The organism is Hominimerdicola alba 8 (assembly GCF_000178155.2).
Lineage (GTDB): Bacteria > Bacillota > Clostridia > Oscillospirales > Ruminococcaceae > Hominimerdicola > Hominimerdicola alba_C.
In genome coordinates this window covers 164,140-191,105 of record NZ_ADKM02000091.1, presented here as the reverse complement: position 1 = coordinate 191,105, position 26,966 = coordinate 164,140, and the positions used below count along the sequence as shown (strand labels likewise).

Annotated in this window: 33 protein-coding genes; 12 read left to right on the top strand and 21 right to left on the bottom strand. The window is 46.5% G+C overall.

The annotated features are described in order from the left end of the window. Positions 1-177: 177 nt before the first annotated feature. From CUS_RS11125 to CUS_RS11095, 7 genes are all read right to left on the bottom strand, one after another. The gene (locus CUS_RS11125; RefSeq protein WP_002850467.1) at positions 178-507 is read right to left on the bottom strand and encodes a single-stranded DNA-binding protein; all 330 of its coding nucleotides are present in this window, start codon (positions 505-507) and stop codon (positions 178-180) included. Positions 508-522: 15 nt separating this feature from the next. Continuing rightward, positions 523-732, bottom strand: coding sequence for a hypothetical protein (locus tag CUS_RS11120; protein WP_002850647.1), 210 nt, complete (start codon positions 730-732; stop codon positions 523-525). Between the two features lie 166 nt (positions 733-898). After that, on the bottom strand, positions 899-1,810 hold the full coding sequence (locus CUS_RS11115; protein ID WP_002850442.1) for a DUF6551 family protein: 912 nt from the start codon (positions 1,808-1,810) through the stop codon (positions 899-901). Further along, on the bottom strand, positions 1,811-2,725 hold the full coding sequence (locus CUS_RS11110) for a hypothetical protein (RefSeq protein ID WP_227945251.1): 915 nt from the start codon (positions 2,723-2,725) through the stop codon (positions 1,811-1,813). Next, positions 2,694-3,419: a hypothetical protein gene (locus CUS_RS11105; RefSeq protein WP_002850475.1), complete on the bottom strand. Its 726-nt coding sequence runs from the start codon at positions 3,417-3,419 to the stop codon at positions 2,694-2,696. The genes CUS_RS11110 and CUS_RS11105 overlap by 32 nt, the downstream gene beginning before the upstream one ends. Continuing rightward, positions 3,412-5,268 (bottom strand): recombinase family protein, encoded by a 1,857-nt coding sequence (locus CUS_RS11100; RefSeq protein WP_002850693.1) that lies wholly within the window; start codon positions 5,266-5,268, stop codon positions 3,412-3,414. The genes CUS_RS11105 and CUS_RS11100 overlap by 8 nt, the downstream gene beginning before the upstream one ends. A 113-nt stretch (positions 5,269-5,381) precedes the next feature. After that, positions 5,382-5,741, bottom strand: coding sequence for a helix-turn-helix domain-containing protein (locus CUS_RS11095; protein WP_002850453.1), 360 nt, complete (start codon positions 5,739-5,741; stop codon positions 5,382-5,384). A 149-nt stretch (positions 5,742-5,890) separates the two neighbouring features. Between CUS_RS11095 and CUS_RS11090 the strand changes: the two genes are divergently transcribed. The 5 genes from CUS_RS11090 (at position 5,891) to CUS_RS11070 (ending at position 8,887) form a co-directional block, all read left to right on the top strand. Further along, positions 5,891-6,271 (top strand): helix-turn-helix domain-containing protein, encoded by a 381-nt coding sequence (locus tag CUS_RS11090; protein WP_002850680.1) that lies wholly within the window; start codon positions 5,891-5,893, stop codon positions 6,269-6,271. A gap of 226 nt (positions 6,272-6,497) precedes the next feature. After that, on the top strand, positions 6,498-6,950 hold the full coding sequence (locus CUS_RS11085) for a hypothetical protein (protein ID WP_002850448.1): 453 nt from the start codon (positions 6,498-6,500) through the stop codon (positions 6,948-6,950). Between the two features lie 5 nt (positions 6,951-6,955). Next, the gene (locus CUS_RS11080; protein ID WP_227945252.1) at positions 6,956-7,132 is read left to right on the top strand and encodes a hypothetical protein; all 177 of its coding nucleotides are present in this window, start codon (positions 6,956-6,958) and stop codon (positions 7,130-7,132) included. Positions 7,133-7,136: 4 nt separating this feature from the next. Further along, positions 7,137-7,337 carry a DUF7695 domain-containing protein gene (locus tag CUS_RS11075; protein ID WP_002850473.1) on the top strand — a complete coding sequence of 67 codons (201 nt, stop codon included), beginning with the start codon at positions 7,137-7,139 and terminating at the stop codon, positions 7,335-7,337. Positions 7,338-7,513: 176 nt separating this feature from the next. Continuing rightward, positions 7,514-8,887 (top strand): AAA family ATPase, encoded by a 1,374-nt coding sequence (locus CUS_RS11070; RefSeq protein ID WP_002850672.1) that lies wholly within the window; start codon positions 7,514-7,516, stop codon positions 8,885-8,887. A 175-nt stretch (positions 8,888-9,062) separates the two neighbouring features. Here the strand turns inward: CUS_RS11070 and CUS_RS11065 are convergent, their stop codons facing one another. From CUS_RS11065 to CUS_RS19830, 14 genes are all read right to left on the bottom strand, one after another. Then, positions 9,063-10,064, bottom strand: coding sequence for a GGGtGRT protein (locus CUS_RS11065; protein WP_002850583.1), 1,002 nt, complete (start codon positions 10,062-10,064; stop codon positions 9,063-9,065). Between the two features lie 14 nt (positions 10,065-10,078). Beyond that, positions 10,079-10,771, bottom strand: a complete 693-nt coding sequence (locus CUS_RS11060) for an iron-sulfur cluster assembly scaffold protein (RefSeq protein ID WP_002850718.1) — start codon at positions 10,769-10,771, stop codon at positions 10,079-10,081. Positions 10,772-11,101: 330 nt separating this feature from the next. Then, positions 11,102-12,013: a CPBP family intramembrane glutamic endopeptidase gene (locus CUS_RS11055; protein WP_002850430.1), complete on the bottom strand. Its 912-nt coding sequence runs from the start codon at positions 12,011-12,013 to the stop codon at positions 11,102-11,104. A gap of 17 nt (positions 12,014-12,030) precedes the next feature. Beyond that, on the bottom strand, positions 12,031-12,240 hold the full coding sequence (locus tag CUS_RS11050; protein WP_002850434.1) for a helix-turn-helix transcriptional regulator: 210 nt from the start codon (positions 12,238-12,240) through the stop codon (positions 12,031-12,033). 52 nt (positions 12,241-12,292) lie between these two features. Continuing rightward, positions 12,293-12,850 carry a hypothetical protein gene (locus CUS_RS11045; protein WP_002850512.1) on the bottom strand — a complete coding sequence of 186 codons (558 nt, stop codon included), beginning with the start codon at positions 12,848-12,850 and terminating at the stop codon, positions 12,293-12,295. 212 nt (positions 12,851-13,062) lie between these two features. After that, positions 13,063-13,239, bottom strand: coding sequence for a hypothetical protein (locus CUS_RS19840; RefSeq protein WP_002850701.1), 177 nt, complete (start codon positions 13,237-13,239; stop codon positions 13,063-13,065). A 20-nt stretch (positions 13,240-13,259) separates the two neighbouring features. Beyond that, complete coding sequence (locus tag CUS_RS19835) at positions 13,260-13,412, bottom strand: hypothetical protein (protein ID WP_002850621.1); 153 nt, start codon at positions 13,410-13,412, stop codon at positions 13,260-13,262. Positions 13,413-13,595: 183 nt separating this feature from the next. Next, entirely contained in the window at positions 13,596-14,912 is a 1,317-nt protein-coding gene (locus CUS_RS11040; RefSeq protein WP_002850471.1) for an ABC transporter permease, read from the bottom strand. A gap of 12 nt (positions 14,913-14,924) precedes the next feature. Continuing rightward, positions 14,925-15,671: an ABC transporter ATP-binding protein gene (locus tag CUS_RS11035; RefSeq protein WP_002850633.1), complete on the bottom strand. Its 747-nt coding sequence runs from the start codon at positions 15,669-15,671 to the stop codon at positions 14,925-14,927. Between the two features lie 112 nt (positions 15,672-15,783). Further along, a complete protein-coding gene (locus CUS_RS11030; protein ID WP_037277107.1) occupies positions 15,784-16,017 on the bottom strand; it encodes a hypothetical protein in 234 nt (77 codons plus the stop codon). A gap of 150 nt (positions 16,018-16,167) precedes the next feature. After that, positions 16,168-16,368: a hypothetical protein gene (locus CUS_RS11025; protein WP_002850450.1), complete on the bottom strand. Its 201-nt coding sequence runs from the start codon at positions 16,366-16,368 to the stop codon at positions 16,168-16,170. Positions 16,369-16,631: 263 nt separating this feature from the next. Next, entirely contained in the window at positions 16,632-16,811 is a 180-nt protein-coding gene (locus CUS_RS11020; protein ID WP_002850589.1) for a hypothetical protein, read from the bottom strand. Between the two features lie 51 nt (positions 16,812-16,862). Then, a complete protein-coding gene (locus CUS_RS20075; protein ID WP_002850688.1) occupies positions 16,863-17,039 on the bottom strand; it encodes a hypothetical protein in 177 nt (58 codons plus the stop codon). A 60-nt stretch (positions 17,040-17,099) separates the two neighbouring features. Beyond that, the gene (locus CUS_RS19830) at positions 17,100-17,264 is read right to left on the bottom strand and encodes a hypothetical protein (protein ID WP_002850469.1); all 165 of its coding nucleotides are present in this window, start codon (positions 17,262-17,264) and stop codon (positions 17,100-17,102) included. A gap of 439 nt (positions 17,265-17,703) precedes the next feature. On the opposite strand from CUS_RS19830, the gene CUS_RS11015 reads away from it, so the two are divergent. The 7 genes from CUS_RS11015 (at position 17,704) to CUS_RS10985 (ending at position 26,966) form a co-directional block, all read left to right on the top strand. After that, complete coding sequence (locus CUS_RS11015) at positions 17,704-18,759, top strand: phospho-N-acetylmuramoyl-pentapeptide-transferase (RefSeq protein ID WP_002850684.1); 1,056 nt, start codon at positions 17,704-17,706, stop codon at positions 18,757-18,759. A gap of 177 nt (positions 18,760-18,936) precedes the next feature. Beyond that, a complete protein-coding gene (locus CUS_RS11010) occupies positions 18,937-19,965 on the top strand; it encodes a lysylphosphatidylglycerol synthase transmembrane domain-containing protein (RefSeq protein WP_002850504.1) in 1,029 nt (342 codons plus the stop codon). 172 nt (positions 19,966-20,137) lie between these two features. Continuing rightward, the gene (locus tag CUS_RS11005) at positions 20,138-20,767 is read left to right on the top strand and encodes a CDP-alcohol phosphatidyltransferase family protein (RefSeq protein WP_002850706.1); all 630 of its coding nucleotides are present in this window, start codon (positions 20,138-20,140) and stop codon (positions 20,765-20,767) included. A 410-nt stretch (positions 20,768-21,177) separates the two neighbouring features. Further along, complete coding sequence (locus tag CUS_RS11000) at positions 21,178-22,050, top strand: phosphatidylserine decarboxylase (RefSeq protein WP_002850464.1); 873 nt, start codon at positions 21,178-21,180, stop codon at positions 22,048-22,050. Positions 22,051-22,302: 252 nt separating this feature from the next. Continuing rightward, entirely contained in the window at positions 22,303-24,267 is a 1,965-nt protein-coding gene (gene pulA, locus CUS_RS10995; protein WP_002850669.1) for a type I pullulanase, read from the top strand. A 316-nt stretch (positions 24,268-24,583) separates the two neighbouring features. Further along, a complete protein-coding gene (gene iorA, locus CUS_RS10990) occupies positions 24,584-26,404 on the top strand; it encodes an indolepyruvate ferredoxin oxidoreductase subunit alpha (protein WP_002850538.1) in 1,821 nt (606 codons plus the stop codon). Next, positions 26,394-26,966 carry an indolepyruvate oxidoreductase subunit beta gene (locus CUS_RS10985; protein WP_002850676.1) on the top strand — a complete coding sequence of 191 codons (573 nt, stop codon included), beginning with the start codon at positions 26,394-26,396 and terminating at the stop codon, positions 26,964-26,966. Before iorA ends, CUS_RS10985 begins: the two co-directional genes overlap by 11 nt.

Here is a 26,966-nt window from a genome sequence, read left to right as displayed (position 1 = left end):
AAATCGGCTTTTCTGTATTATAGGACGACTGCGCGCCGATACTGCGCTACTTGTGCGCTGAATAGGTGAAAAAAGCTCCCTACGATCTTGTAGAAAGCTTCATAAATGTAATAAGGCTCCCAGAATCACTCTGAGAGCCTTGTTATTTCACACATATATAAATAGATCGATTGCTTATCAGAAAAGCTGACCTGAATCAACGTCTACCTTGACTGCAAACCTGTTCTGGAAGTGCAGTTCTTCCACAATAATAACTGCTGTCTTGTCGGGAGCGTTTCTGAGTGAGCCTACAAAGGTTATCTGTCCACCTTTTGAGTAGAGAAAACTTATTGATTTAGCATTGTCATCGAATGCAAGGCAGGTAAACGTGTCTGTCTCAACGGTATCAATGCCATTTCGTTTCGGCTGGTCAACAGCAATACTGAATTTGCAGTAGCTGCAATCCTCCACAGTTACAACGGATAAATCGGTGGTGATGCATCCTGTCATCATGATCTTGTTTAACATAGTCTACTACTCCTTTCAGTCCTCGTCACTGCAATCGTCCAGCCCGTGCAGGAGCTGAATATAAACGCACTCAGCTCGTTCATGCTCCTCGCCGTCGGCGGACATCATAAGTTCCAGGAAATATGCCTTTGCTTCTTCATAGTCCGTCCAGAACTCGCGCTTACCTTTGTATACAGTAGTGACTTCGTTTGTTCTCGGCATTGCCAATTCGGGTGTTTTCAACATAGCTGTTACCTCCATAAGTTTTATTGTAGATACATTATATACCACAGCAAACCAGGAGTCCAGCGCTGCGGAGAATCTGTAACTATTCTTGTGAAATGCGCAGCAATCATGATACTTTCCCCAGTGCAAAACCACAGTTTCATTTAATAATTCAGGGCATTATCGGTTAGTGCAGGAGCAAAAAGCTCTGCTGCTCATCTGTTTCATCATCTTGTGATGAATGATCCGTTCCGTTGATGTAATCTTCCATATTTTCCGCTTCATCTTCCTCGGAATACATAACAGGCTTACGACCTTTGGTTTTATGAAGTTTCACAATATCAAGAGGATACTTCATTTTTCTGTTGTAAAAGAACAGGATCGCCTCAGCAAATCCAAGAGAGCCGATGCTTCTTTCATGGGCGCTGCGAGTGATCTCTCTTATAGATCGCTCTCCGAGCTTCTCCTTGAAAACATCGTCTACAAGCTCCGTATCATAGGTAAAAATCAGCCTTGCCATAGCACTGAGCATATTTGCCGAGAAAGAGTTTACATCGCCCTCCCATGTACCGATCGTCAGACTAAGCACCCTTGTGAGATTTTGCAGTCCATATTTATCATAGATATTTTCAATGGTCGATATTGCACAGATAGCACCGACCTGCTTTGTCGATGAAATATGTAAGCCGAATGACTCCACCAGGTCTCTGATGATAAGCTGTTTATCGTTTCCTGCTTCAATATTGGCGACAAATATCTCATAAGGGCTGAGAGCTTTGGTATACTTCATCTGATTGGCGAAGATGTCGGCTTCATGCTCATAATACAGATCGTCATAGACCATACACCAGACAGGTGTATCACGGGAACCGGATACTGTTGCAACGATCTCTATGGTATGCTGACCATTAAAAACGTAATTGATGCCGTTTCGGCGGCTGACTTTTACAGGATTGATTTGATACAAGTCAAAATTCTCAACAGCTTTTTTGACGTGCTTCATAGAGAGATTACGCTGATAATCCTGACTGGAAACAAGGTTTTTGATCGGTATCTGTTCAAATATAACATTCGGTACATATTTCGAGTAATCTTCCATTTAATTTTCCTCCAATATGTTCTTTATTGTTGTCGAGATTGAAATGAGGTCATTCAGCACTTTTACAAGATCACACCTTGCCTTTGCTGACAGCGTTTTTATATCGGAATTGGCGGCGGTGCGTTTGATACTACTGATCCATGACGGGATTGTCAGCGTCAGACTTGATACATACGCATCAGGGTCAAATGCGGGCATATCCTTTACCGTAGCTTTAGCTGCAACAGGGATTACCGCTTTTTCTATATGATCTGCTCTGCCCTCAATGTCTGATGTTGTGACTTTTCCATTCTCAGCTGAGTTTGCAATTATCCGCTTTATTTCGTCTTCCTGCTTTTTGGCAAGTAGGATAATGTTATCCTGTGATACTTTTATTTCTTCATATAATATTTTTCTGCCAAAATCGGGGAACTCTGCTTTCAGACGATCTATGGCTTTAGCGTATTGCAAGTATTTGCTTACTGTAGAATGCGAGATATGAAACTCAATTCCGATTTTAGTGGCAGTTACACCTGAATGTGGTTTCCGTCCTGAAGAGTCAAGGGTGTATTGATTTGTTCCTGTGATATTCATGATACCAACAGTTCTTTCAGCTAAGTACTTTCTTCCGATAAGATAATGCTGATAGTTTTCAGGCAGCTCATGATTATGCAGGAGATCGGCACATATCCAAGATATTGCGTCCTCTCTTGATTTCAGTAGTATTTCTTCTGTATTAAATTCAATTTCATACTCGTGGCATATTTTATAGCGCTTATGCCCGTCTATGATATAATCTCCCCATACCTTGATCGGCTCACGGCAGCCGTTACAAACGATGTTCAACTCAAGTTCCTCATACGCTTGTCGGCTTAACGGCGGTATCAGACTTTGAAAATCAGGATCAGTTTTCAGGATTGGTAATTTCGTTTTCATAATCGGTCACCTTTTCTCCTGTTGTATCTTCGGGTGCTGTATTGTTATTATCTGTTATGCTTATGGTAGCATAATTTTTGAAGGTAGTGATCTCCATGATTCGGTCATGCTCTTTGTATGGCAGACCAAACCGACCTTTCCAATCATCAGGAAAATAGCCTTGTGAGCGCTCGGTATCACTGCCTGCGGCTGATCCCTTTGTAAAGACTCTATATGAGCCTAATTCAAACACGAGGAGCTTTATTCCCCTTGAGATCTTGATTTTTCCTATGAGCCTGTATCGGCAGTGAATATCCCAGCCCATGTAATCAAACAACATAGCGCTGAATATCTGAGCGGTTATGTATTTCGGCTGTCTCTTTCCGCTTTTACTATTTATAGTCCGCCAAAGAAATGCGTCCCGTTCGTCTCCCCGGCACGGGAGCAGTGCGAGCTGTTTCTTTGTTTTGTTGATAAGGAACTGCACATAGTCGGTCTCAGGGAACTTTTTAATGCAGACCATATTGACATATAGCTGACAGTTATTGAATGATATGGTCGGCTCATTGCTGTCAGATGCGTATTCAGCTCTTACAACATCTATTTCATCATCAAAAAAACTGTCATCTACCTCAATGTCTTCGGTTTCAGACATCTCAGCATTTGCCAATATCATAGAGGGCTGGACAGCGTTTCTGTATTCAGGTTCATTCATGGTTATCATCTGCTTTCTCAATATTTTCGATCATACTGCCGATCTCCGCTTCAAGAACGGACGGCGAAGTAACATCAAGCTCCTCTGTTATATATGGTATGCCCTCAGAGGAGGTATTCCACGTCTTATTATTTGTAAAGTTCAACAATTCCTTGATCTGTGCCTGACGGTAGTATTCATCTCCGAAACTCGCTGTCCAGTGCAAAGGAAATGCACGAATAGTCTTGGAACTGACGGGGGATACAACATCATCGCCTTCGGGTGGTTTATCCCGATAGAATACTTCGGTATCGGTCATTTTGAAAAGAATAACTGCCTCTGTTCCAGATTCATTAGATAAGCGCTCACCTCTGACGCTGTATTTACAGTTTGTATCCCAATCGAGCAATTCAAATATTCTCGGCAAAAACGCTTTACCGCCTATGGATTTTGGCTGATGATCGGTCTCTTTCAGGACACACCACTTGATCGCATTCTTGTTGTTCTTTGCCGCAGGACGCACTGCAAGCAGTTTTAATTCGGGGTGTATCAGCATTTCAACATATATCACTTTAGGGAGCTTTTTCAGGCATCCGGCTGAGAACTTGATATTAGAAGTTGAGAATGAGATACTGGTTTTCTCCCGTGTATTGAACAATTCTGCTCTTGCGACCTGAAAACCTCTGAGGTCAAAATCTCCTGCATTGACATTGATTTGCTGCTCATCCAAGAAAACATGACCGTCCTCATAAACGCTTGCACTGGCATTCCTGTAATCGTCTGCTGTAAAAGCTGCCCATTTCGGATTGATAATGACAAATCCCTTTAATGCTCCCTCATGTATAACACTGAGCTGTGGCAGTATCCTGCTGCAACCGTACTTGGCATTGCTTATCAGGCGCTGAACGGCTATAAAATCATCTCTTGATATGATAGCTTCATGGTGATCTCTCATAAGATACTGATTGCGGTCTTGCTTGTTTTTCTTGGCTTTATGGTCCAGATAGCTCGGTGTCCAGGTCTTTCTTGCAAGAACATCACCGCAGTGACGTTCATTTTCAAGCTGTTGCAGGACCGCCCTAGGAGACCATTTTGTATTTCCTTTTTTCGTTCTTCGCCCTAATCGTGTAAGTGTTTCAGCAATCTGAACACAAGTATACCCGTATAGGTACATGAAAAAAATCAGCCTGACCGTCTTTGCTTCTTCCTGATTGATAACAAGGTCACCGTTCTCGTCCTGATCGTACCCAAGCAGCGGCGGTGTCAGGAAGATTCCCCGTCGGAAACGCATCTCAATAGAGGAATTCATGATCTCGCTTTTGTTATGGCTTTCTTCCTGAGCTAGCGTAGAGATAAATGACAGGCTCATTTCGCTGTTGGGATTGAGTGTATATATGTTCTCTGTCTCAAAGAAAACACCTATCGGCGGCTGTAATTTTGCAAGCTCCCTGACATAGCCGATGCAGTCAAGGACGTTTCTTGCAAAACGGGATACACTCTTTGTGATGATAAGGTCGATTTTTCCTGTCTTGCAGTCCTGTATCATTCTTACAAATGAGTCTCTGTGCTGTAGCGATGTACCGCTGATACCCTCGTCAGCGTATATCTGACTAAGCTCCCAGCCTTCATGCCGTGACACAACATCGGTGTAATGATTCTTCTGAAGCTCATACGATGAGGTCTGATTCGGATCATCGGTCGATACTCTTGCATAGACGGCAACACGCTTATTGCTCTTATCACTGTAAAAATCCGCAGGCTTTATTGCAGGGATAACATCAAGCTCATTCGGGTCAATGCCCTTGTAACGCTCCCTTATTTTTGCTTTTCGTTCTTCAGGTGTAGTATATCTTTCTTCGCTGCCGATCATGCCCCATACCTCTTTGCTGTTTTAGGATAAGTCTATCATAGCATAAATACTGTATAAATAGAATAAACCGGAGGTCAAGACTTGACTTCCGGTTTAAGATTCATAAAATATTTTCAGATTTTATTCTTTTTAGCTTCTGTAAAAGCTTTTCGCATATTCTTGGCGGTCTCTATGATAGATGCTTTTTCCACGGGAGTACAGCCGTCAAGCACCTTTGAAAGATCATCGGCAGCGATAATGGTAGTTTCAGGTATATCCGGTCTCAGCAGTTTGTCCGTTGAGATCTGTAGTGCTTCGGATATGCGTATCAGTACGCTGACACCGAAGTCAGATTTTCCCATTTCGATCTTACTCAGATACGGAACGGAGATATCGGCTCTCTCGGCAAGTTCCGTCTGACTTATATCAAGCTCCTTGCGAGCCTGTTTTATACGCTCTCCGATAGGAATGAGCCTTTCTTTTGTATCACTCACGGCAGCTTCTCCTTAACCGATTGATTATCACTTAAACTATTATATAAATTATTTGTTGTAAATGGAATAAACGATTGACGAAGTTTTAACCGATAGTTTATAATAGATAAGGACATTTTGCAAAAATCGCATTCAGGAGGCTGCGATTAATGATAATAAATGCGAAACTTATCGGTAAACGAATAAAAGAAGTGCGTACAGCGAGAAAGATGCCGCAGATGCTGCTTGCGGAAAAATGCGATATCAGCGACTCTTATCTCAGCTACATCGAGTGCGGAAGAAAAACACCCAGTCTGGAGGTGATAATCAGGATAGCAAGGGAGCTTGACACGACAGTCGACTCCCTTTTGGAAGGCAATCAGAACACTGACACAGGAACATACGAAAAGGAGATATCGGAGATGATGAACGACTGCTCTCCGTATGAGAAGCGTGTTCTTTATGAGATGCTTCATTCCATGAAAGTGACGATCAGACAGAACAGGACACTGATTGAGAGTGAGATCAAGACAAGTATAAAGGCATACTGACCAAATTACAATAAACCCATAGTCAAAGGTTGTCTTATAGGCAAGCAATCTTTGTGAAAAAATATGCGATTTTTGTAAGATGCGCCATTTCAGGCGCTTTGAGGTTTCACACATGATTTTGGGAGAAGCAAAATCATGTCGCAAAATGCCTTTATTTCGATATGGAACTGTGCTATAATGAATATACCGATAAGCTCGCATATGATAACAATGGAGGTAATGAAAGATGAGTTGTCACGATATTGGCAGAGGTTTGAGTTCCGTAGTAAAAGTTATTCTTGAAAAGCTCGATTCAGGAGAGATAAGTGTCAATACAGCAAGAGATCTGCTGTATGCCTGCCGCAAAGGTGTTCACTGGTGTGATGGGAACGAAAACGAAGCAATGATACAAATGCATCAGATGCGGTGCGGATACTGTCTGAAAAAGCTGTCTGAGGGCGATACGATATACAGTCTTTACGACATTCCACATTCCTTTGAGAACGAACATCATCAAGAGATCAGAGCTATAGATGCAAAGGTCGCTGATTATTTCCTGTGCAGTGAATGCTTTGAAAAGCTGCTGGATACCATTGCACCGGGTACAGGAGCTGAAATGCGTAAGTATATCGAGGAAAAATGCTCGGAAGATTGCTGGCATTATCAGGATTGCCGCAGACCGTGGGAGATAGATGAGTGATGAAAATGGCTGAGATATGTATTGAAATCGACGATGATCTCTTGAAACAGCTCAAAGAAATACTCACACCTATGGGCTTGACTCCTGAATTTGTTGCGGAGCAGTTTATCCGCTTCTGTGCCGATCCTAATAATGCGGTACTTGTCAGGTCTTTGTTTGATGATTGGATAAAAAAGGAATGATAATATGGAACATAGGAAAATAAAGCGGAACAGACTTCAATGCAAGCTGTGCGGAGATATAATAGAGTCGAAGTATACACATGATTATGTAATGTGCAGCTGTAAGAAATGTGCGATTGACGGAGGCAAGGAATATGTCCGTTTCAGTGCGCCTAAGCCAGATGATGTTATATTTCTGACGGAATATGAGGATAATAAGGATTGAATTATGCATCTGAGGCATACTATCAATACCAGGTCATCAAATCAGCAGCATAGCTTTCTGAATAACTTTTCACTGAATTTCCATTCAGAAACTTGACAAGCACAAAGTACTGTGGTATAATATCATTATACTGAAAAATTATTCAGAGAAAATATTTTCAGAAAAGAAGTGATGCTATGTTTATCGGCAGAGAAAAAGAACTCAAGCAGTTAAACGCCGAACTTTCTTCATGGAAACGCAAAACGGCGGTGCTGGTCTACGGCAAACGCAGAGTCGGAAAATCCACTTTGCTGAGCGAAGCTGCAAAGAGCTTTGAGGGTGTCGTCATCAACCATATGTGCGTGACAAGCACCTTTGAGGGCAATATGGAGCTGATCTATCAGAGCGTTTCGGAGGGGCTCGGACTGCCGAATATCCGATTCGGCTCTCTCTTTGAGATGATGGACTACATGAAAACACTGGACAAAAAGATACTGCTCATCATTGACGAATACCCCTATCTGAAACAGACCAAAAAGAAAAACGAAGTGGATTCCTATATGCAGGCGGTCATCGACAGGCTGCCAGAAAATGTCAAGCTGGTGCTTTGCGGTTCGTATATCACAGTGATGAAGGAACTGCTGGAGGAGGGCAATCCGCTGTTCGGACGGTTCTCGCTGATACAGCATATCCGTGATTTCGATTACCTTGACGCAGCGAAATTCTATCCCGAGTTTTCCGTTCGGGACAAAGTCGCTTTCTATGCCGTGTTCGGCGGAAGTCCCTATGTTCTGGAGAATCTTGACACGGGTTTGACACTCCGTGAGAACATCGAGCGTCTGCTGCTGCCCGAAACGGGTCTGGTGCGTTCACATATCGAGAATGTTATGCTCAAAGAGATACAGAAGACATTCGATGCGAGGATATTGGAAATTCTCGGCAACGGCAAGAAGCGTTACAGCGAGATACGGGACAAAATTATAAGTAGCGAGACAGGTCTGCTCGACAAGCAGTTGAAAATTCTGCTCGACATGGAGACCATTCAGAAGACCGAGCCGATCAACCGCCGGAATGACAAGAAAAAACAGTTCTATGAGATCGTGGATAATCTGATGCGGTTCTATTTCACGTTTATTTTCGGCAAGGCGGGAACGATCGCCCGTATCGGTGAGGAACAGTTCTACAACCGAAATATTGACGCTGTTCTGGAGCAATTCGTCAGCAGACGACTTGAGGGCATCGCTCTGCAATACTTCCACAGAGCCGCTATGCTCGGCAACTACCCCGATATTGACGATTTCGGGAGCTATTGGTACGATGATCTTGCTACGAAAACAAACGGCGAGTTTGACTGCGTGATACGGCGTGGGAAGCAGTATGATTTCTACGAATGCAAATACTTCGACCGCCCCATGACCCTTGAAGAATGCCGTCAGGAAAAGGAACAGCTTGACAGCATCAAGGGCATCACCGTGTCGGGCGTGGGATTTGTCTGCACGGGAGGATTTGCGTTCGAGGGTGCTGAGGGATTCACACTCATTGACGGAAAAACACTTTACTTCAACGAATGAAAAAAAGCCGCCGCTCAGGACGAACCTGAACGGCGGTTTATGATTCTTGTCATCCGATTTTGTCATCCGCCTTGTCATCCACTTAGAATTTAGGGTGACAAATGGGTGACAAATCGTGTTTTCGAGCTGTTTGGCAAATTTTGTTAAATTTCTGAAATTCAGAAAACAACGTATTTTAGCCCTTCATAGCCTCTTCAACAGCAACTGCGCAAGCAACAGTAGCACCAACCATGGGGTTGTTGCCCATGCCTATCAGACCCATCATCTCAACGTGAGCGGGAACTGAGGACGAACCTGCAAACTGTGCATCAGAGTGCATACGACCCATTGTATCGGTCATACCGTAGGAAGCGGGACCTGCTGCCATGTTATCGGGGTGCAGAGTTCTGCCTGTGCCGCCGCCCGAAGCAACAGAGAAGTACTTCTTGCCTGCGTCAGTTCTTTCCTTCTTGTATGTACCTGCAACAGGGTGCTGGAAACGAGTGGGGTTAGTGGAGTTACCTGTGATGGAAACGTCAACGTTCTCCTTCCACATGATAGCAACGCCTTCGGTAACATCGTTTGCACCGTAGCAGTTTACCTTTGCTCTCAGACCGTCGGAGTATGCCTTGCGGAATACTTCCTTGACCTCGCCTGTGTGGTAATCCATCTCAGTTTCAACGTAGGTGAAGCCGTTGATACGTGCGATGATCTGTGCAGCGTCCTTGCCCAGACCGTTCAGGATAACTCTCAGAGGTTTCTTTCTTACCTTGTTAGCCTTTTCAGCTATACCGATAGCGCCCTCAGCAGCAGCGAAGGACTCGTGACCTGCCAGGAAAGCGAAGCACTCGGTATCCTCTTCCAGCAGCATCTTGCCCAGATTGCCGTGACCCAGACCAACTTTTCTCTGATCTGCAACAGAACCGGGGATGCAGAAAGCCTGAAGACCTTCACCGATAGCAGCAGCAGCGTCAGCAGCCCTGGTGCAGCCCTTCTTGATAGCGATAGCGCAGCCTACAGTGTAAGCCCACTTAGCGTTCTCGAAGCAGATAGGCTGAATGCCCTCGACCAGCTTGTATATATCCAGACCCTTTGCCTTGCAGACATCAGCGCACTCCTCGATGGAATTGATGCCGTATTCCTTTATAACGGCAAGGATCTGCTTTTCTCTTCTCTCATAAGACTCAAATAATGCCATTTTACTGATCCTCCTTATTCCTTTCTGGGGTCAACGATCTTAACGGCATCAGCAACTCTGCCGTACTGACCCTGTGCCTTCTCGAAAGCTGTGTTAGCGTCATCGCCAGCCTTGATGAAGTCCATCATCTTGCCGAAGTTAACGAACTTATAGCCGATGATCTCATTGTCCTCATTCAGTGCCAGACCTGTAACATAGCCGTCGGTCATCTCCAGATAGCGGGGACCCTTAGCCAGTGTACCGTACATAGTACCTACCTGTGAACGCAGACCCTTGCCCAGATCTTCCAGACCTGCGCCTACTACCAGACCGTCCTCAGAGAATGCGGACTGCGAACGACCGTAAACGATCTGCAGGAACAGCTCTCTCATAGCGGTGTTGATAGCGTCACAAACGAGGTCGGTATTCAGAGCCTCGAGGATAGTTCTGCCGGGCAGTATCTCAGATGCCATAGCAGCAGAATGGGTCATACCTGAGCAGCCGATAGTTTCTACCAGAGCCTCCTGTATAACGCCCTCCTTGACATTCAGTGTCAGCTTGCAGGTACCCTGCTGAGGTGCACACCAGCCGATGCCGTGTGTAAAGCCGGAAATATCCTTTATCTCCTTTGCCTTGACCCACTTAGCCTCCTCAGGGATAGGAGCAGCGCCGTGAGCAACGCCCTGTGCGATAGGGCACATTGTTTCAACTTCGTGCGAATAGATCATTGATAAATACTCCTTTCGGTTTTTAGGCGAACTTGCCGCCTTCTATAATATAATACTACATTTTACTTCTCAAATCAAGTCTTTTTACAAAAATTTTTAATTTGAGCTAACTTTTTCGAGTCTGTTTTAAAGTCCGCAGTTTGGCGGTTTGGATCAGAGTTAACGTTAGTTAAAACTAACTTACGAGTCAGATTTACCAATATCTGTTATCAAGTGAATATTTTCTGTATGAGGCGATGACGGTCTTTAACATATCGCATGGACTGTCTGCCGCAAAAAAGCGCCCACAGAACTTCTGTGAGCGCCTGATATCTGTATTCTGATGTGAGATCATTCAACGGTATATGTGAAAAGCTGACCTCTGACTTCTTTCCTCAGCAGGAAAAGTGTGATAGCTGTGTAGGTGATGATGCTGACAAGTGCCATAGGGTTTATGCTGTCATTGAGCGACTTCCCCAGATCTGCCGAGTGTGTCTGCATACTCTGAGGGATAAGTATACAAATATCTACCAGAGCGTGTATGAACATAGTCACCTTTAAATTGCCGCATCTGCAATAGACTGCGCCGAAAAAGAACCCCATGCCTATGACCGACACGACCTGTATGATAACATTGAGCAAAGACACACCTGCCAGCAGGTTGATAAAATGCAGACAGCCGAACATTGCGCCTGAAATGAATATCGCAAGAGCTGTGCCTTTAAATGTGTCCCTGCCGAAGAAGTCGCGCAAGGCATTAAGTATTATGCCCCTGAACATCAGTTCTTCACAGATGCCCGCGCTGAGTATCAGCGCCGCGATGCACCACACCTGCAAACTGCCGAAGTGCATACCCTCAGGCATACCGTATTCGGACACACCTTTATCATTGACATGGGTGAACATGCCCGACAGGAAGTTTATTATACCTGCAACTAACAGATAGCCGCCTGCGATCAGACCTTTGAGAAAGCCGTTGCCTTTCATTGTGACAGCCTTTTTCTTGCCGAGTGCAAAATAAAGCATGACGAACAGGAACAGGAAAACGGGTATCGAGCCTAAAAACTGTATCTGATAATCGTTGCTCGGCTTGAATTTCAGCAATCCGGTTATAAGAGCACCCGAAAGGCCGCTGATGACCAGATAGCCGACTATCGTACCGATGACCACTGCCGCAGTCTTTGCGCCCGATGCTCTCGGTGCGGGCGGCGGTGCGTACTGTCCGTCTGTTTGGATATATCCCTGTGAAAAATCGTTCTCCATAATTGTTTATTCCTTTCTTATTGATCTTCTTCAAAAGAGAATATTTCTTCAACAGTTGCCCCGAAAACTTTTGCTATATCCATAGCCAGTTTGAGTGACGGGTTATACTGTCCTTTTTCCAGTCGTATGATAGTTTCGCGCCTGACACCCACCAATTCGGCAAGGTCACCCTGTTTCATGTTTTGAGCGGCGCGGTATTCCTTTAATCTTGTTTTTAACTCAGGCATGGTCAGACCTCGCTGTCAACGCTTCGGGAGAAACTGCTTTATTGTTCATCGCTCATTCCTCCTCACAGGCGGGAGCCCTGTCAAGCCAGAGATATGCGCCGTATCTGACTGTCATATAAACGCCCAGCAGAAGGCTTGCTGTATCGAACAGCTGGTCGCAGTTCACGACTATATTATTGATACCTCGTGCGTTGTTCACGATAATTACTGCCAGCATCATAACAAACATGACTGTCAGTTCACAAACTGCGGCTAAAGATGCCGCTTTCAGCATGAATGTCTTTGTCATCTCGTCAGCAGGTTCTTTTTTACGCTTATGTTCAAAAAAGATCATAAGCAGTATCACCGCCATAGATACCATTGACAGAATGCCCAGACCATTACTGCCCAGCAGACGCGCACAAGTAAGCTCCAGTACGCTTTCCACCGTCATAACAGCACCGAATACCAGATTCAGCAAAGCCTGCCCTTTCTGAGTGATGGGTTTGCGGGGATCCTGCTTGTAGCGCTCTCTGTATATGGTTTCCATAAGTTCCTGACGCTCAGCGCGGGTCATATCGGGCTTCTTATACTTTTCATAAAGTTCCTTGATCGTCTTGTCCTGTTTCATTTTTTCTGCCTCCGTTTGCTCTGTCTATAGTTTTATTGTCTTTCCGCATCAGGTGATATATTTCTCACCTGATGTGATAATTATATCACTTCTACAGGCAGAAGTCAACAGAAAAAGTGATGTTTTTATCACTTTTGTAGGCTTACACAAAATCAGGGTAAAATAAATGTGATAAATACATCACAGTGACATATTTATCACATTTATGGGTGTCATCTTATTGTGACATGGGTAGGCAGGAGTCCTCTGCACACGGCATAGACAGGTTTTTCTTCGGGTATTTGCTCTTCCGAAACGCCTGTCGCGCACACCGTTGACAGCATACCGAGCACTGCCGCGCCTGCCGCAAGTGCCGCCGTGACCATTCTGATGATACTTCTTGTTTTCATTTGTTGTCCCGTTCTTTCTATTATATATCTTTTTTAAATGTTATCAGCACACTGTCGTCCTGCGGGCGGACATTCACTGCCGTCCAGCCCCTTGCGGACATATATTTCATGACCTGTGCTGCCGTTCTGAAACCCTTGTCGCGGGTCGCCTTGATTATTTTATACTCGTTCATTTTGTCATCACCTGTTCTGAATAGGGGATATCCCCTGCCGACTAACGTTCTTGTTCTGTCTTATAGTCTGTTGTTTGTTTCATCTTCCGTTTGATTTGAGTTTCTTTTCATATCGCTGTGCTGTCGCCCGCCGATGACATGCGCTTTTTTACACTATAGCTTTTCTGTCTTTATCTGTAGCTGTTACTGAGATGCTTCGCCGCCTGTTTTTGCTCTTCTTCCGCCGATAGACATGGTGAATATCCTGTCACTCATGAATATCCTCAGTGCGAGGAACATGCAGACTGCTAAGAATATCACCTGATAGATGAGTCCGCCGACATATACGCCCGTATTGCCGAACATAGCGTTCTCAGATGCCATGAAGGAGTGAGTAAAAGGTATCGCGTAGACGATATACCTTACCGCAGGCGACATTGTTTTTATATCAACGAACATCGACAGCATATAAGGTATCATAGTACACATCATGATGGGCAGTGTGAGCGTCTGTGCGCTTTTTGCGTCCCTTGCCAGCACGCCGAGTATCAGCGATACCGAAAGTGCTATGAGTATTGACAGGAACATCTGCAAGCCGACCAGCACATACTGTGAAGCGTCCATCGTAAGTCCCAGATTATTCAGCGCTTCGCTGTAGCCGCTCTCACCGCTGACATTGTCAAGCACGCCGTTCATCATATTCTTTGCGCCTATCATATAGACAGCCGCCTGCATCGCTGCGACCACCGCAGCCGAGAGCATCTTCGCGGCGATGACCGAGAGCCTTGATATGGGGGCAGAGAGCAGAGTTTCCAGTGTTTTGTCTATCTTCTCGGTGCTGACTGCATTGAGTATCATATTAGAAGACATCATGACCAGTACAAACATCATTATCGGCACTATCATGCCCTGTGCAGAGCAGAGCGACATAACTATGCTCGCTGAGATGTCCTCGCTCTTATCAGCAACTACTGTTGATTCTTCCAGCTTTAATGGTTCGTTGAGGAATGACACCTCACTGCTTGTCAGCTTGCCGTTTGCCACTTTTGTGCTGTAAACGACTTCCTTTACCGCACTTGACAGATAGTCAACAGCCACCTGTGAACCTGCATTCATATTCGACAAAGTTGCCAGCGAATTGAGCCGCTGAACGAATTTGACCGTTGCCGCTTCGCTCTTCTCAACACTTTCGGTAAAGCCCTCCGGGATTATGACCACGCTCTTCACATTAGCTTTTTTCAGTTCTTCGGCGTAGTTATCGGAAGTTATATCCACCGTATTGACTTCGCCGTCAAGAGCGTTTATATTGGCTGTAAGGCACTTTATCATATTGTGTGTGAACTCGGTATCATCAAGGTCACAGATGTTTATATCCATCATTGTTTCGGCATTGTCCTCGACGGCATTGCTCATAGCCTGACCCGCAAAGGAAAGTATGACGACCGACACTATCATCATAAGGATAGTCTGGGAACTGAGCATCTCGCGCAGTTCTTTCAAAAATAATGTACGAAATTTCATGCTGCTCTCCCCCTACTTGATATCTTTCTTCATAACGACAAGTTCAAATACATCTTCGAGGTTGTCTGCCTTGTACTTTTCTATCAGTTCGGCGGGAGTGCCTGTTTCCAGCAGATGTCCTTTTGCGATTATGCCTACTCTGTCGGAAACATATTCTATCTCCAGCATGTTGTGGGAAGAGAGCAGGAAACTCATGCCCTCTGCCGCCAGCTGTTTTATCATACGCCTTATCTCAAGCGCATTTATTATATCAAGACCGCTGGTCGGTTCATCGAGAATGGCGAGGTCGGGCTTTGACATTATCGCCCTTGCCAGCAGAAGTTTTCTCTGCATGCCTCGCGAATAGCTGGCTATCTTATCGTTGAGCCTGTCACCTAGTTCGCATATCTCTCTGCCTGTTTTGACATATTCCTCAGCCTGCGACTTGTTATCGGCATAGAGTTCAGCCATGAATTTAAGGTAGTCGATACCTTTCATGTTCTTATAAGCGCCTGCTTCATCGGGCAGGTAGGTGATACTCTTTCTGACCTTTTCGGGTTCGGTCAGTATACTGTGACCGCTTACCACAGCATCGCCCTCAGTTGCCTGTAAAAGGGTCGATATCATGCGTATAGTGGTGGTCTTGCCTGCACCGTTTGGTCCTATAAGAGCGAATATCTCGCCCCTGTGTACATCGAACGTGACTTTCTCGGAAGCGTACACGCCCTTTTTGTATTGCTTGGAAAGTCCTTTGACTTCCAGCACCTTTTCGTTTTCCATCATAATTCTCCTGTTAGTCATCTGCCCGCCGCTGACGGGCAGTAAAATGCTGTCATTAAACTGTCTTTTGTGCGCCTTACAAGAAAAGACCTCACAAAGCTTTCATCTTTTACTATATGGGGCTATTGCCTGCATTTTCTGTCGGATGAAGATCATTTTCTGCCGTATCGGTCATGATACCGCCAAAACTGCCCGCCATGCAGACCGCCGTCAGTGCGACCATGCCATTGATGTCGTCCGCCGCAGGGAGTCTGCCGTTAAACGCGAAAAAGCAACCTGCAATCAGCAATGCCGCCGCGATGCCCTTTAATGAAACTATCACAAGCTGTCTTTTATCAGCTTTCATTTTTATCTCCTTTTGCTGTCGGGGGGAACTCTGCTGTCCCGACTGCGGCAGATATGACGGCACAATGCCGTACACACTGCCAGCTTGCCGAAACGCACTGTAATATATACTATCCGCCCCGCGTTCTTCTTTCTTTTGTTCTCTCGTTTGTCAGCGCTGTCTGTTCTTTATCCTCAGCACAGTTGTGAATGCAAGCACAGGCAGTGCAAGCAGTTCAGACACGCCGAAGACCCTGATAAAAATGTCTTTATATTCTGTATCAGTCATTCCGAATACGCCCTGAAAGATCGCGCATATACCGATCATAAGCAGTGCCGCCGACCAAATCTTATTGATGTTTCTCTCTTTCATTTTGTCTGCCTCCTTTTGCTGTTTATCCTTTCTTTTGTTCATGCCGAAAGGGATATATATATCTTTCCCTTTCTTCATTCATATTATAGTACGATTTTATTAAAACGTGTGGATTTTTTGCGCGAATGGTACATTTTTTGTCGCGAATGGAAAACGAGGTCATTGAAAAGCCCCAAAATCCCCAAACGACAGGTTTCATGCCATTGCCGACGCACAGATGCAGTCCGTTTTGTCAATGCTCGCATCGATCAGCCGAAGCACCGTCATCTCATGAAGCGTCTGCGGAAAACGCCGAAAAGCACCCATACTATCAGTGCTGACATCACCACGCCCATGACTCCGCTGAAATGTTCTGACATTTCGATAAACTTCTGACCCAGAAGCCCTGTTACTGCCAGCACCGCCGCTATCGTCACACCTTTTCTGATATTTCTCTCATTCATATCTGTCATCACCTTTCATTAACGGGCAAAGCCCCGATACCGGCTGACGGGTCATTCTTTGTTGTTTTCCTTATTCTTCCTGCTGATAATATTTGAGGCATTTATCACGCTTGCAGAACTGCAGAAGCAAGCACAAGAAGAATAGTTCCCCCTGACTGCCGCTGCTATGCCCAGCAGCAGCATGACAGCTCCGATACCTCTCAGCGCATATACTCTTTTGTCTTTCATTTCTGTCATCTCCTTTACTGCCCCGTTTTTCGGGGAATGTTATCTCTTTTGTCTGACTTATCAACTATTGAAGCGGTATATCCAATTAGATAATACCACCAGACCTATACCGCTGCATAAGCAGACAGTTGAAACAGCGCCTGCGCCAAAGACCTTAGTTATGCCTGTTATGAACAGCAACGCCGCCAGTATCCTCAATACCATAATAATTCTCTTTGCTTTCATGATGTACTCCTTTCTTACGGGGACACGCCCCACAACTGTCTCTTTAATGTTGTTTACTGTTATTTCTGTTATGACTGTTATTGCAGCCTTAACTGTATGTATACAGTATACACAGTTTACACAGTTTTGTCAATATAGTTCGCTGATAATCGTATAGATATACAATGAATGCAGCACAATCCGCTTTTGCTTTTGTGCATTATCACATAAAATGGCATATTTCTGCGCTGTTTATGACCTTTGGACTGTATATATCACACCCGAACTGTGTATATCACGACCGCTGACTGTATATACACAGTTATTTTCTGTAAGACCGACCGCATCACGCAAATGCCTAAATTTTGTGCAAAATGCCACGCTGTAAAATTTGCATTTTTTCAAGAGATGTAGTATAATATATGATGTATGAGTATTTTTATTTAAAAGGAAGATGAAAATGATTTTCAAACTGCTTTTCGGTAACACATTTGATTTTTTTGACGAGGGCGATATATCAAAATATTCGCTGTTCATTGTCTTGATGATAGCTTTTGCCTTTTGGTCGAGTTTTCTTGCGCTGAAATTTTTCCGCAATATACTCCCTAAAGACCAGGGACGAGAGTTCGCGGTGAACGGCGAACTTTCACAGGGCAAGGCAAGAGGGTGCGGGCTGATATTCATGACCACGTTCACGCTGACAGCCGCACTGTTCATCCCGCTGACGCTTGAATATGTCATCTATCTGGCGCTTATCTACGCCGCAATGCTGACAGGCTATTTAGACGACGCTTCAAAAGTACCGTGGGGCCGACTTAAGAAAGGTCTGCTGGACCTTGCGATATCGCTGGGCGCTGCCATAGACCAGTGGTGGTACTCGACAACTGTGCCTGCTGAACACAGCATGGTGCCTGTAAAGATGCCGCTTCTGCATCTCAGCTTTCATCTGCCTGCTGTGATCTACATCGCGCTGGCGGCGATGCTTGTGTGGACTGCCATAAACGTGACCAACTGCACCGATGGTGTGGACGGGCTGTGTGCTTCGCTGGTAATGACGGTGATGCTGGGCTTTGTCATCACAAGCGGTGTGCTTTCGCAGACAGTCTGCAAGAACTTTGAACATCTTGTACCTGTTATTATGCTTGCGACACTGGCGGCTTACCTCTGGTTCAACTGTTCGCCGTCTACGATGCTGATGGGCGATGCGGGTTCGCGTGCGCTGGGCGTTATGCTGGCAGTGCTGTTCCTTGTGACGGGCAACCCATTCGGTTTCATACCCGCCTGCATAGTCATCATACTTGACGGCGGTCTTAGCCTGCTGAAGATCAGCTTTATACGCTTCCTTAAGATGAAGAACTTCATGAAGGATATACGCACACCTCTGCACGACCACTGCCGCAAGAACAAGGGCTGGTCGGACACACAGGTGGTACTGAGATCTGTCATCATACAGCTGGTGATAGATATACTCTATCTGTCAGCCATCAACGGCGGCAATCTTCTTGGGGTAAGATGAAGCGCCTGCGATGCGTGATGCGTGTTACAGCTAAGACTTCGGCTTACAAAAAACAGATATAAAGAACAGAAAGACGATGCGGACACAAGGATCTCTTACGCTGCTGTGTCCACATTAAAAGACAGGTGAGATACAATAAAACGGATCATAAAGAAATACTTCAAATATATCCTTGATGTGGGATTTATAGGCATTATAATGTGGCTGACTTTCCGTCTGCTGTTTTCGGGACAGGAACTTTCCGAGATAATCAAAGACCTTAAGACTGCCAACATGGGCTGGATAGCTGTGGGACTGGTGCTGACATTCTGCTTTGTGGCGGGCGAAAGCTGCATAATACATTACACGCTGAGAGTCTGCAAACAGAAAGTACCCTTTGCAAGCTGTCTTAAATACTCGTTCATCGGGTTCTTTTTCAGTTACATAACGCCGTCATCTTCGGGCGGACAGCCTGCACAGATGTACTATATGAAAAAAGACGGTGTGAAGATAGGATTCTCGACACTGGTAATGCTGCTGGTGACCATAGCATACAAATCGGTGCTGGTGATACTGGGGCTTCTGCTGCTGATATTCAATTTCGGCGCAGTATACAACTACGGCGGCAGACTTGCATGGCTGCTGGTTATAGGTTTTGTGCTGAACTGTGCATTCATCGCGGGGCTGACATTCATAATAACCAAACCCGACTGGGCAAGGCGTGCGGGCATAACGATACTCAACAAGCTGACAGACTGGAAGATAGTCAAAGAAAAAAATCACGGCAAGTGGATAGACAAGATAAACCGAATCTGCGATACATATGTTATAGGTTCTTCTTATGTAAGAGAGAACGCTGTGGTGGTGGCAAAAGTCTTCGCCATGACACTTGTGCAGAGGATTTGCCTGTTTGCGGTGACATGGGTAGTGTACAAGTCCTACGGGCTGTCGGGGGTCAGCTTCATTGACATAGTGACCATGCAGGTAATGATAGCCATAGCGGTGGAGATGCTGCCGCTGCCGGGTGCGGCAGGTGTAACGGAAGCCAGCTTCCTGCTGGTGTTTGAGAACATTTTCGGAGCGGCGCTGGTCAAGCCTGCACTGCTTCTCAGCAGAGGGCTGACATTCTATGCTGTACTGATAGCGGGCGGGATCGTCACGCTGATAGCGCACATAAAGGTGATGCGTTCGGACAAGCGGCTGAATATACCGAAAGAACATCGATGATACAGAACTCTGCCGCGCAGGTGATGCGGCGATATCGGGCAGGGACTTTCCTGCTGAAAATAATCTGAGAGAACGGAATGAGCCGTCAGCACAAAAGCGGGCGGCAATGGGAGATAGACGATCCCAATTAAGAGTAAAGTTATTTATTTAAGATAGGATCAAGTGATAAGACATGATAGGATTTTACAATTATTCGGTAATACTGACATACGTGGGACTGCTTTCATCGGTCTTCGGCATAACACAGGTATTTGAGGGGCATGATGCCATCGCATTTTTCTGCCTTGTGGCATCGGGCATCTGCGACTTGTTTGACGGAAAGATAGCAAGAAGCATGAAGAACCGCACCGACCATGAAAAGGTCTTCGGAATACAGATAGACTCGCTGTGCGATCTGGTCTGCTTCGGAGTTTTCCCCGCAGTGCTGGGATATCACTACCACACGATCTACCCGATGAGGCTGATACCCTCGCTGATGATAGTGCTGGCGGCGGTCATAAGGCTGGGATACTTCAACGTGATGGAAGAAGAGCGTCAGCGGGAAACTGCCGAGAACCGCAAGGAATACGAGGGTCTGCCTGTTACGAGCGTCTGCATAGTACTGCCGCTTCTGTACATCGGCAGGCACAACATACCGCCGCACATTTTCCCTTATGTTTTTCAGGGTTTCCTGATACTGATATCTGCGCTGTTCGTGGCTAAGATAAAGGTCAACAAGCCCAGCAACAAGGGTCTGCTGATAATGTTCACGCTGGGGCTGATAATCTTTTTCAGTTACCTTAAAATGAACCACATTATTTAATTCATAATTCATAATTCATAATTCATAATTCATAATTATTGACATGGACGGAAGAACTGCGTATTATTATTGGTTATCTTTCCCCCGACGCAGGCTGGGGAAAGATAACCGCCAACTATATTCAGTTCCCGATATAACAAACATCGTTTATTTTGGTGTGTCAGCGGGATAACCACAATTTATAATTATTGACATGGACAGGATAACATCAACACGATTTTTCCTTGTTATATAGCGCTTTGTGTTGGTGTGCCAAAGGGATAACTATATTCATAATTACTGACAGGAGCGGAGCAGCAGCGTACTGTGAGCGGTTTGGACGTTTGCTTAAACGCAGTGTGCAGAGTATACGGCTCTGAAACTGTTATCTGACAATTGCTGTAAACAACAATGCGAACGGAGTGATAAACATGAAATACAAAGACAGACAGGGTCACACATACAAAGTGACCACAAAGCAGGACAGACTGCTGAATGATGCTTATGACAGCTTTATTGGCAGGAGCGTGCTGGAGATAGCTTCTCTGCCCATATTCTCCAAGCTGAGCAGAGGTGTTCTCAACAGCAGGCTGAGCGGCGGATTTGTCGAGCAGTTCGCTGAAAGCAACGGCATCGACATGTTTGATTATGAGGACAAGCAGTACTCAACATTCAATGAATTTTTCACCCGCCGCATAAAACCCGGCAGAAGGTACTTTGAGAAAGACGAACACAAGATAGTTTCACCGTCTGACGGCAAGGTGAGTGCCTACGAGATAACACCATCCAGGACTTTCGTTATCAAGAACTCAGTCTACAGCGTTGACAGTCTGCTGAGGGACAAGAAGCTGGCTGAAAAGTATGCGGGCGGGTATGCGCTGGTCATCAGGCTGAGTGTTGACGACTACCACAGATACATCTACCCCATAAGCGGTCTTAAGAGTCATGACCGCGAGATAAAGGGTTTCCTGAACACTGTGAACCCTGTGGCGAACCGCCATGTGGAGGTGTACAAGGAAAATTCCCGCACATACTGCATGCTGAGGACTGAGTTCTTCGGTGATGTGATACAGATGGAAGTGGGGGCGCTGATGGTCGGCAAGATAACCAATCACCACCCGTGGGGAAATCACAGGGTACGGCAGGGCGAAGAAAAGGGCATGTTCGAGTTTGGCGGCTCGACCATAGTGCTTTTGCTTGAAAAGGGCAAGGCAGAAGTCGATGCTGACCTTATACAGAACACAAAAGAAAACTGCGAAACAAAGGTGCGTCAGGGCGAACAGCTGGCGGTGTCTAAGGTATGACAGTTACAGGCGCGCGGTAACTATAGGCTGATGTTCTTTTTGGGGGTGCTTGAGCGGGGAGATAACAGCACACAGGTTTTGCCTTGTTATACCGCCTTTTTCAGGTGTATAACGAATGACACACCACAAAAACAGCAGTTTTACAGAACTTAAAATATACAACGCTGAATTATCCTTTTGTTTACCGCATTTTCAGACGGTGTGCCAAAAGGATAATCATATAATAAATTTTTTATAAAGTTGGTGAACCAATTGCTGAGATACGATGCAGCAGATATCGACAAAAAGTATTACTATGACGGCGATGACTTAGGCGCTAATATCATAGGTGAAAACAAAGACAGGACTGTCTTCAAGACATGGTCGCCGCTGGCAACGGGGGTATATCTCAATCTTTACCTTGATGGGGAGGGTGACAACCGCATCGAAACGGTGCCTATGGAAAAGCTGGACAAGGGAGTGTGGTATGTTGAACTTTTCCGCAGCTGTGACGGGCTTTTCTACACTTTTTCATATGAGTTTGAGAACGCCCACAACAGGTTAGAAACCATAGACATATACGCCAAAGCCTGCGGTGTCAACGGAAACAGGGGCGCTGTGGTAGACTTTTCCGACACTGACCCTAAGGGCTGGGACAAGGTGGAAAAGCCGAAGTGTGAGAATGCTTGTCAGGCGATAGTCTACGAATGCCATGTGAGGGATTTCTCAATTGATGAAAGTTCGGGGGTCTGTCCTGAACATCGCGGGAAATTTCTGGGATTTACACACAGCAGGACGCGATGCGGCAAGTCGGAAACTTGTCTTGACCATCTTAAGGAACTGGGCATAACACATGTGCATCTTCTGCCTGTGGCTGACTATGCTACCGTTGATGAGGCACACCCTGAGAAAAAGCAGTACAACTGGGGCTACGACCCCAAAAACTACAACTGTTTAGAGGGTTCGTATTCCACCGACCCTGCTGACCCGAAATGCCGCATACGCGAGTTCAAGGAACTGGTGATGACACTGCACAAGAACGGCATCGGCGTTATAATGGATGTAGTATACAACCATACATATTACACTGAGGAGAGTGCCTTTGAAAAGGCTTTTCCGAAGTACTACCACCGCACACGCAGGGACGGCAGTTTCTCGAACGGTTCGGGGTGCGGGAACGAAACTGCTTCAGACCACATGATGTACCGCAAATTCATGATAGATTCGCTGAAATTCTGGGCGACCGAATACAAGGTGGACGGTTTCAGGTTTGACCTGATGGCACTGCACGACATAGAAACTGTCAACATCATCAGGGACGAACTGAACAAGATAGACCCTCAGCTGTTGATGTACGGTGAGGGTTGGACGGGCGGCGAGTCGCCCATGCCCGCAGACAAGCTGGCGTACAAGTGGAACAGCTACGATTTCGGCAGAGTGGGACTTTTCAACGACAACATACGCGACTCGGTAAAGGGCGGAACTTTCAATCCGTATGACTTGGGATTTATCAGCGGCAACAGAAACACGGCTTCGATACTGAGGCGCGGCATTGCGGGTTCGGTGCCGCACCACCAGCTTCACGATGCTTCGGAAGCGTGCTGGGCATTTGAACCGACACAGGCTGTCAACTATGTGGAGGCGCATGACAACCATACGCTGTGGGACAAGCTGAAAATATCGGGCAGCAACCATTACAGTCCCGCTGACCTGATAAAGATGGACAGGCTGGCGGCGGCGATAATAATACTGTCACAGGGCATGCCGTTCATACAGTTGGGGCAGGATTTTCTGAGGAGCAAGCCGCGAAAGCTGAACGAGGGAGAAAGTCCCAACGAGGTGAACATATACAGTCAAGACAGCTACAACGCGCCTGATTTCACTAACGCCATAAAATGGGACAAAAAGAACAAGTACCGCTGTGTTTTCAACTACTACAAGGCGCTGATAAAGGTACGGCGTTCAAGTCCGCTTTTCAGAATGGCAGACAAGGGCGAGGTCGGGCAGCATTTACAGTTTTTGGACACGGGCGACTACAATTTCGTGATATGGAAGCTGGAAGATGACAAGGAATGTTTCGTGATAGCGCTGAACCCTTACCTCGAAGAGAGGTATTTCAATCTGCCGTGGGGCATATTTTACCGCCGACTGGACGAATTCGGCTTCATCGACGAAGAGGAACAGTCGGGATATGTAAGGTGCGCACCTCTGTCGGCAACAGTGTTCAAGAGGGTTTAATAATTCATAATTCATAATTCATAATTATTGACATTAACGAAAAAATCGCGGTTTAACGTGGGAATTGTCCCAATTATAAATAGTTTTAAACAGAATATTGAGGGCGCGGCAAAGCCTTCGGTCATGGCAAACAGCGACCCTCGGCGCGTTATCGCGGGAACGAACAAAACGACCTGTAGGGGCATTTTGAGAGTGAAGCGATAACCCTCACGCCGAGGTTGAGCGCAACATCAGCAAAGCTGATGTTTGGGGATTGGGGGCAACGTTGACTGTGTCGAACGTGGTCAGCCCCCATTTTGAATAGGAGCGTGTTAAAATGCACAAGGAATTTTTGATGGGCAACGCGGCAATCGCAAGAGGTGCGATAGCGGCGGGGCTGAATGTTATCTCGGGGTATCCCGGTACACCCTCTACGGAGGTGCTGGAAACGACTGCTAAGTGTAATGACGGCAGTCTGTATGTTGAGTGGTCGGTAAACGAAAAGGCGGCGCTTGAACTGGGCGCAGGCGCGGCTTACAGCGGCGCGCGCACTATGGTGACTATGAAGCAGGTGGGGCTTAACGTGGCTTCTGACCCGCTGATGAGCCTTGCTTATATCGGAGTAAAGGGCGGCATGGTCATTATGGTGGCTGATGACCCCGGTCCGATATCGTCGCAGACAGAACAGGACACCAGAAAGTTCGCGGAGTTCTCAAAACTCCCCTGCTTTGACCCGTCGTCGGTGCAGGAAGCGTATGACATGATACAGAAGGCGTTCGAGTATTCGGAGGAATACCACACACCTGTATTGTTCAGACCGACTACCCGTGTCTGTCACGGCTATGCTTCCATAGAGGTAAAGGACGAGGACGAATGTAAAAAGAATGCGCCTGAGGGATTTGTACGTGACCCCTCGAAGTGGGTGATATTCCCAAGACTTTCTTTTGCGGCACACGGCGCGATAGAGAAGAGGAATGTCTGTCTTTCAAAAGTGTTCAGCGAAAGCGGGCTGAACCCTGTTACCGCAAACGGCGGCAGACGGGGCATCGCGACACACGGCATAAGCTACACTTACACGATGGAAGCTGTAAAGGCGCTGGGCGTTTCGCCTGAGATATTCAAGGTCGGCACGCCTTTCCCGTTCCCTGAGGAAGCGGCAGTTGAATTCCTGACGGCGAACGGCGGTCTTGAGGAAGTGCTGTGCATAGAGGAACTCGACCCTGTAATTGAGCGCGGGCTGATATTCGTATGCGGAAAATACGGGCTTAAGACAAAGATAATCGGCAAGCTGACAGGTCACATACCGCCTGCGGGCGAGAACACCTGTGCTTCGGTGAAGAGGGCTGTTTCGCAGTTCATGGGCGTTGAACTGACTGCTGAGGAAAAAGCAGAAGATGTTCCCCCACTGCCTGTAAGACCGCCTGTGCTGTGCGCGGGCTGTCCGCACAGGGCATCGTTCTTCGCGGTAAAGCAGGCGATGAAAGGCAAAAAGAGCGTTTTCTGCGGCGACATCGGCTGTTACACACTGGGCAACGCCATGCCCCTCGACATGGTGGACACCTGCCTTTGCATGGGTGCAGGCGTGAACATCACACAGGGCATCGGCAGGATAGAACCCGATACTAACTGCTTCGCTTTTGTGGGCGACTCGACTTTCTTTGCATCGGCTATAACAGGCGTTATCAACGCGGTGTACAATCAGGCTGACATGACCCTTGTGGTGCTGGACAACTCGACCACCGCTATGACAGGTCATCAGCCGCACCCCGGTACAGGCAGGACGATGATGGGTCAGGTGGTAGACAAGGTAAGCATAGAAGCTGTGCTGAGGGGCATCGGCGTGAAGACTGTTGAAACGGTCGATCCCCTGAAACTTGATGCGGCTGTTGACTGCGTAAAGCGTGTATCGGCAGAAAAGGGCGTTAAGGCTATCATATTCAAGTCGCCATGTGCGGTGCTGATAAAGGGCAAAGCACCCGCAGTCATCGACAGCGTCAAGTGCATCAACTGCAAGAAGTGCATAAATTCTCTGGGCTGTCCCGGTCTGGTGATAAAGGACGGCAAGGCGGCTATCGAAGCAAGCCTGTGTACGGGCTGCGGGCTGTGTTCGCAGGTATGTCCCGTAAATGCGATAGGAGGCGGCGAAAATGCAGAATAACATACTTATTTGCGGCGTTGGCGGACAGGGCATAGTGCTGACCTCAAAGCTGATAGCGGCATCGGCTATGGCGCAGGATATTCCTGTAATGAGCGCGGAAACTATCGGTATGGCACAGAAAGGCGGCAGCGTTTTCAGTTTTTTGAGGCTGGGTGACGGGCTTTACTGCCCGATGTTCCCAGAAAAGACTGCTGACCTGCTGATAGCTTTCGAGCCTGCCGAAGCAGTGCGCATGCTGCCTTATCTGAAAGAGGGCGGCAAGGTGATAGTCAACACACACCCGATAATGCCTGTAACTGCGGCGCTGAAAGGCAGCAGCTACAACGGCAGCGAGATGCTTGAATATCTGGCGAAGAAAGTAGACGACCTGAAAACTATTGACGGCGAAGCGGCGTGCAAGGAAGTCGGGTCGCCCCGCGCACTAAACATGGTGATGCTGGGTCAGGCTGTAAAGACGGGCGTTCTGCCTTTTGACATAGATGCGGTGGAGGAAGTCATGAAAAAGACGGTAAAGCCGCAGTTTGTCGAGATGAATGTAAAGGCGCTAAGACTGGAGATATAG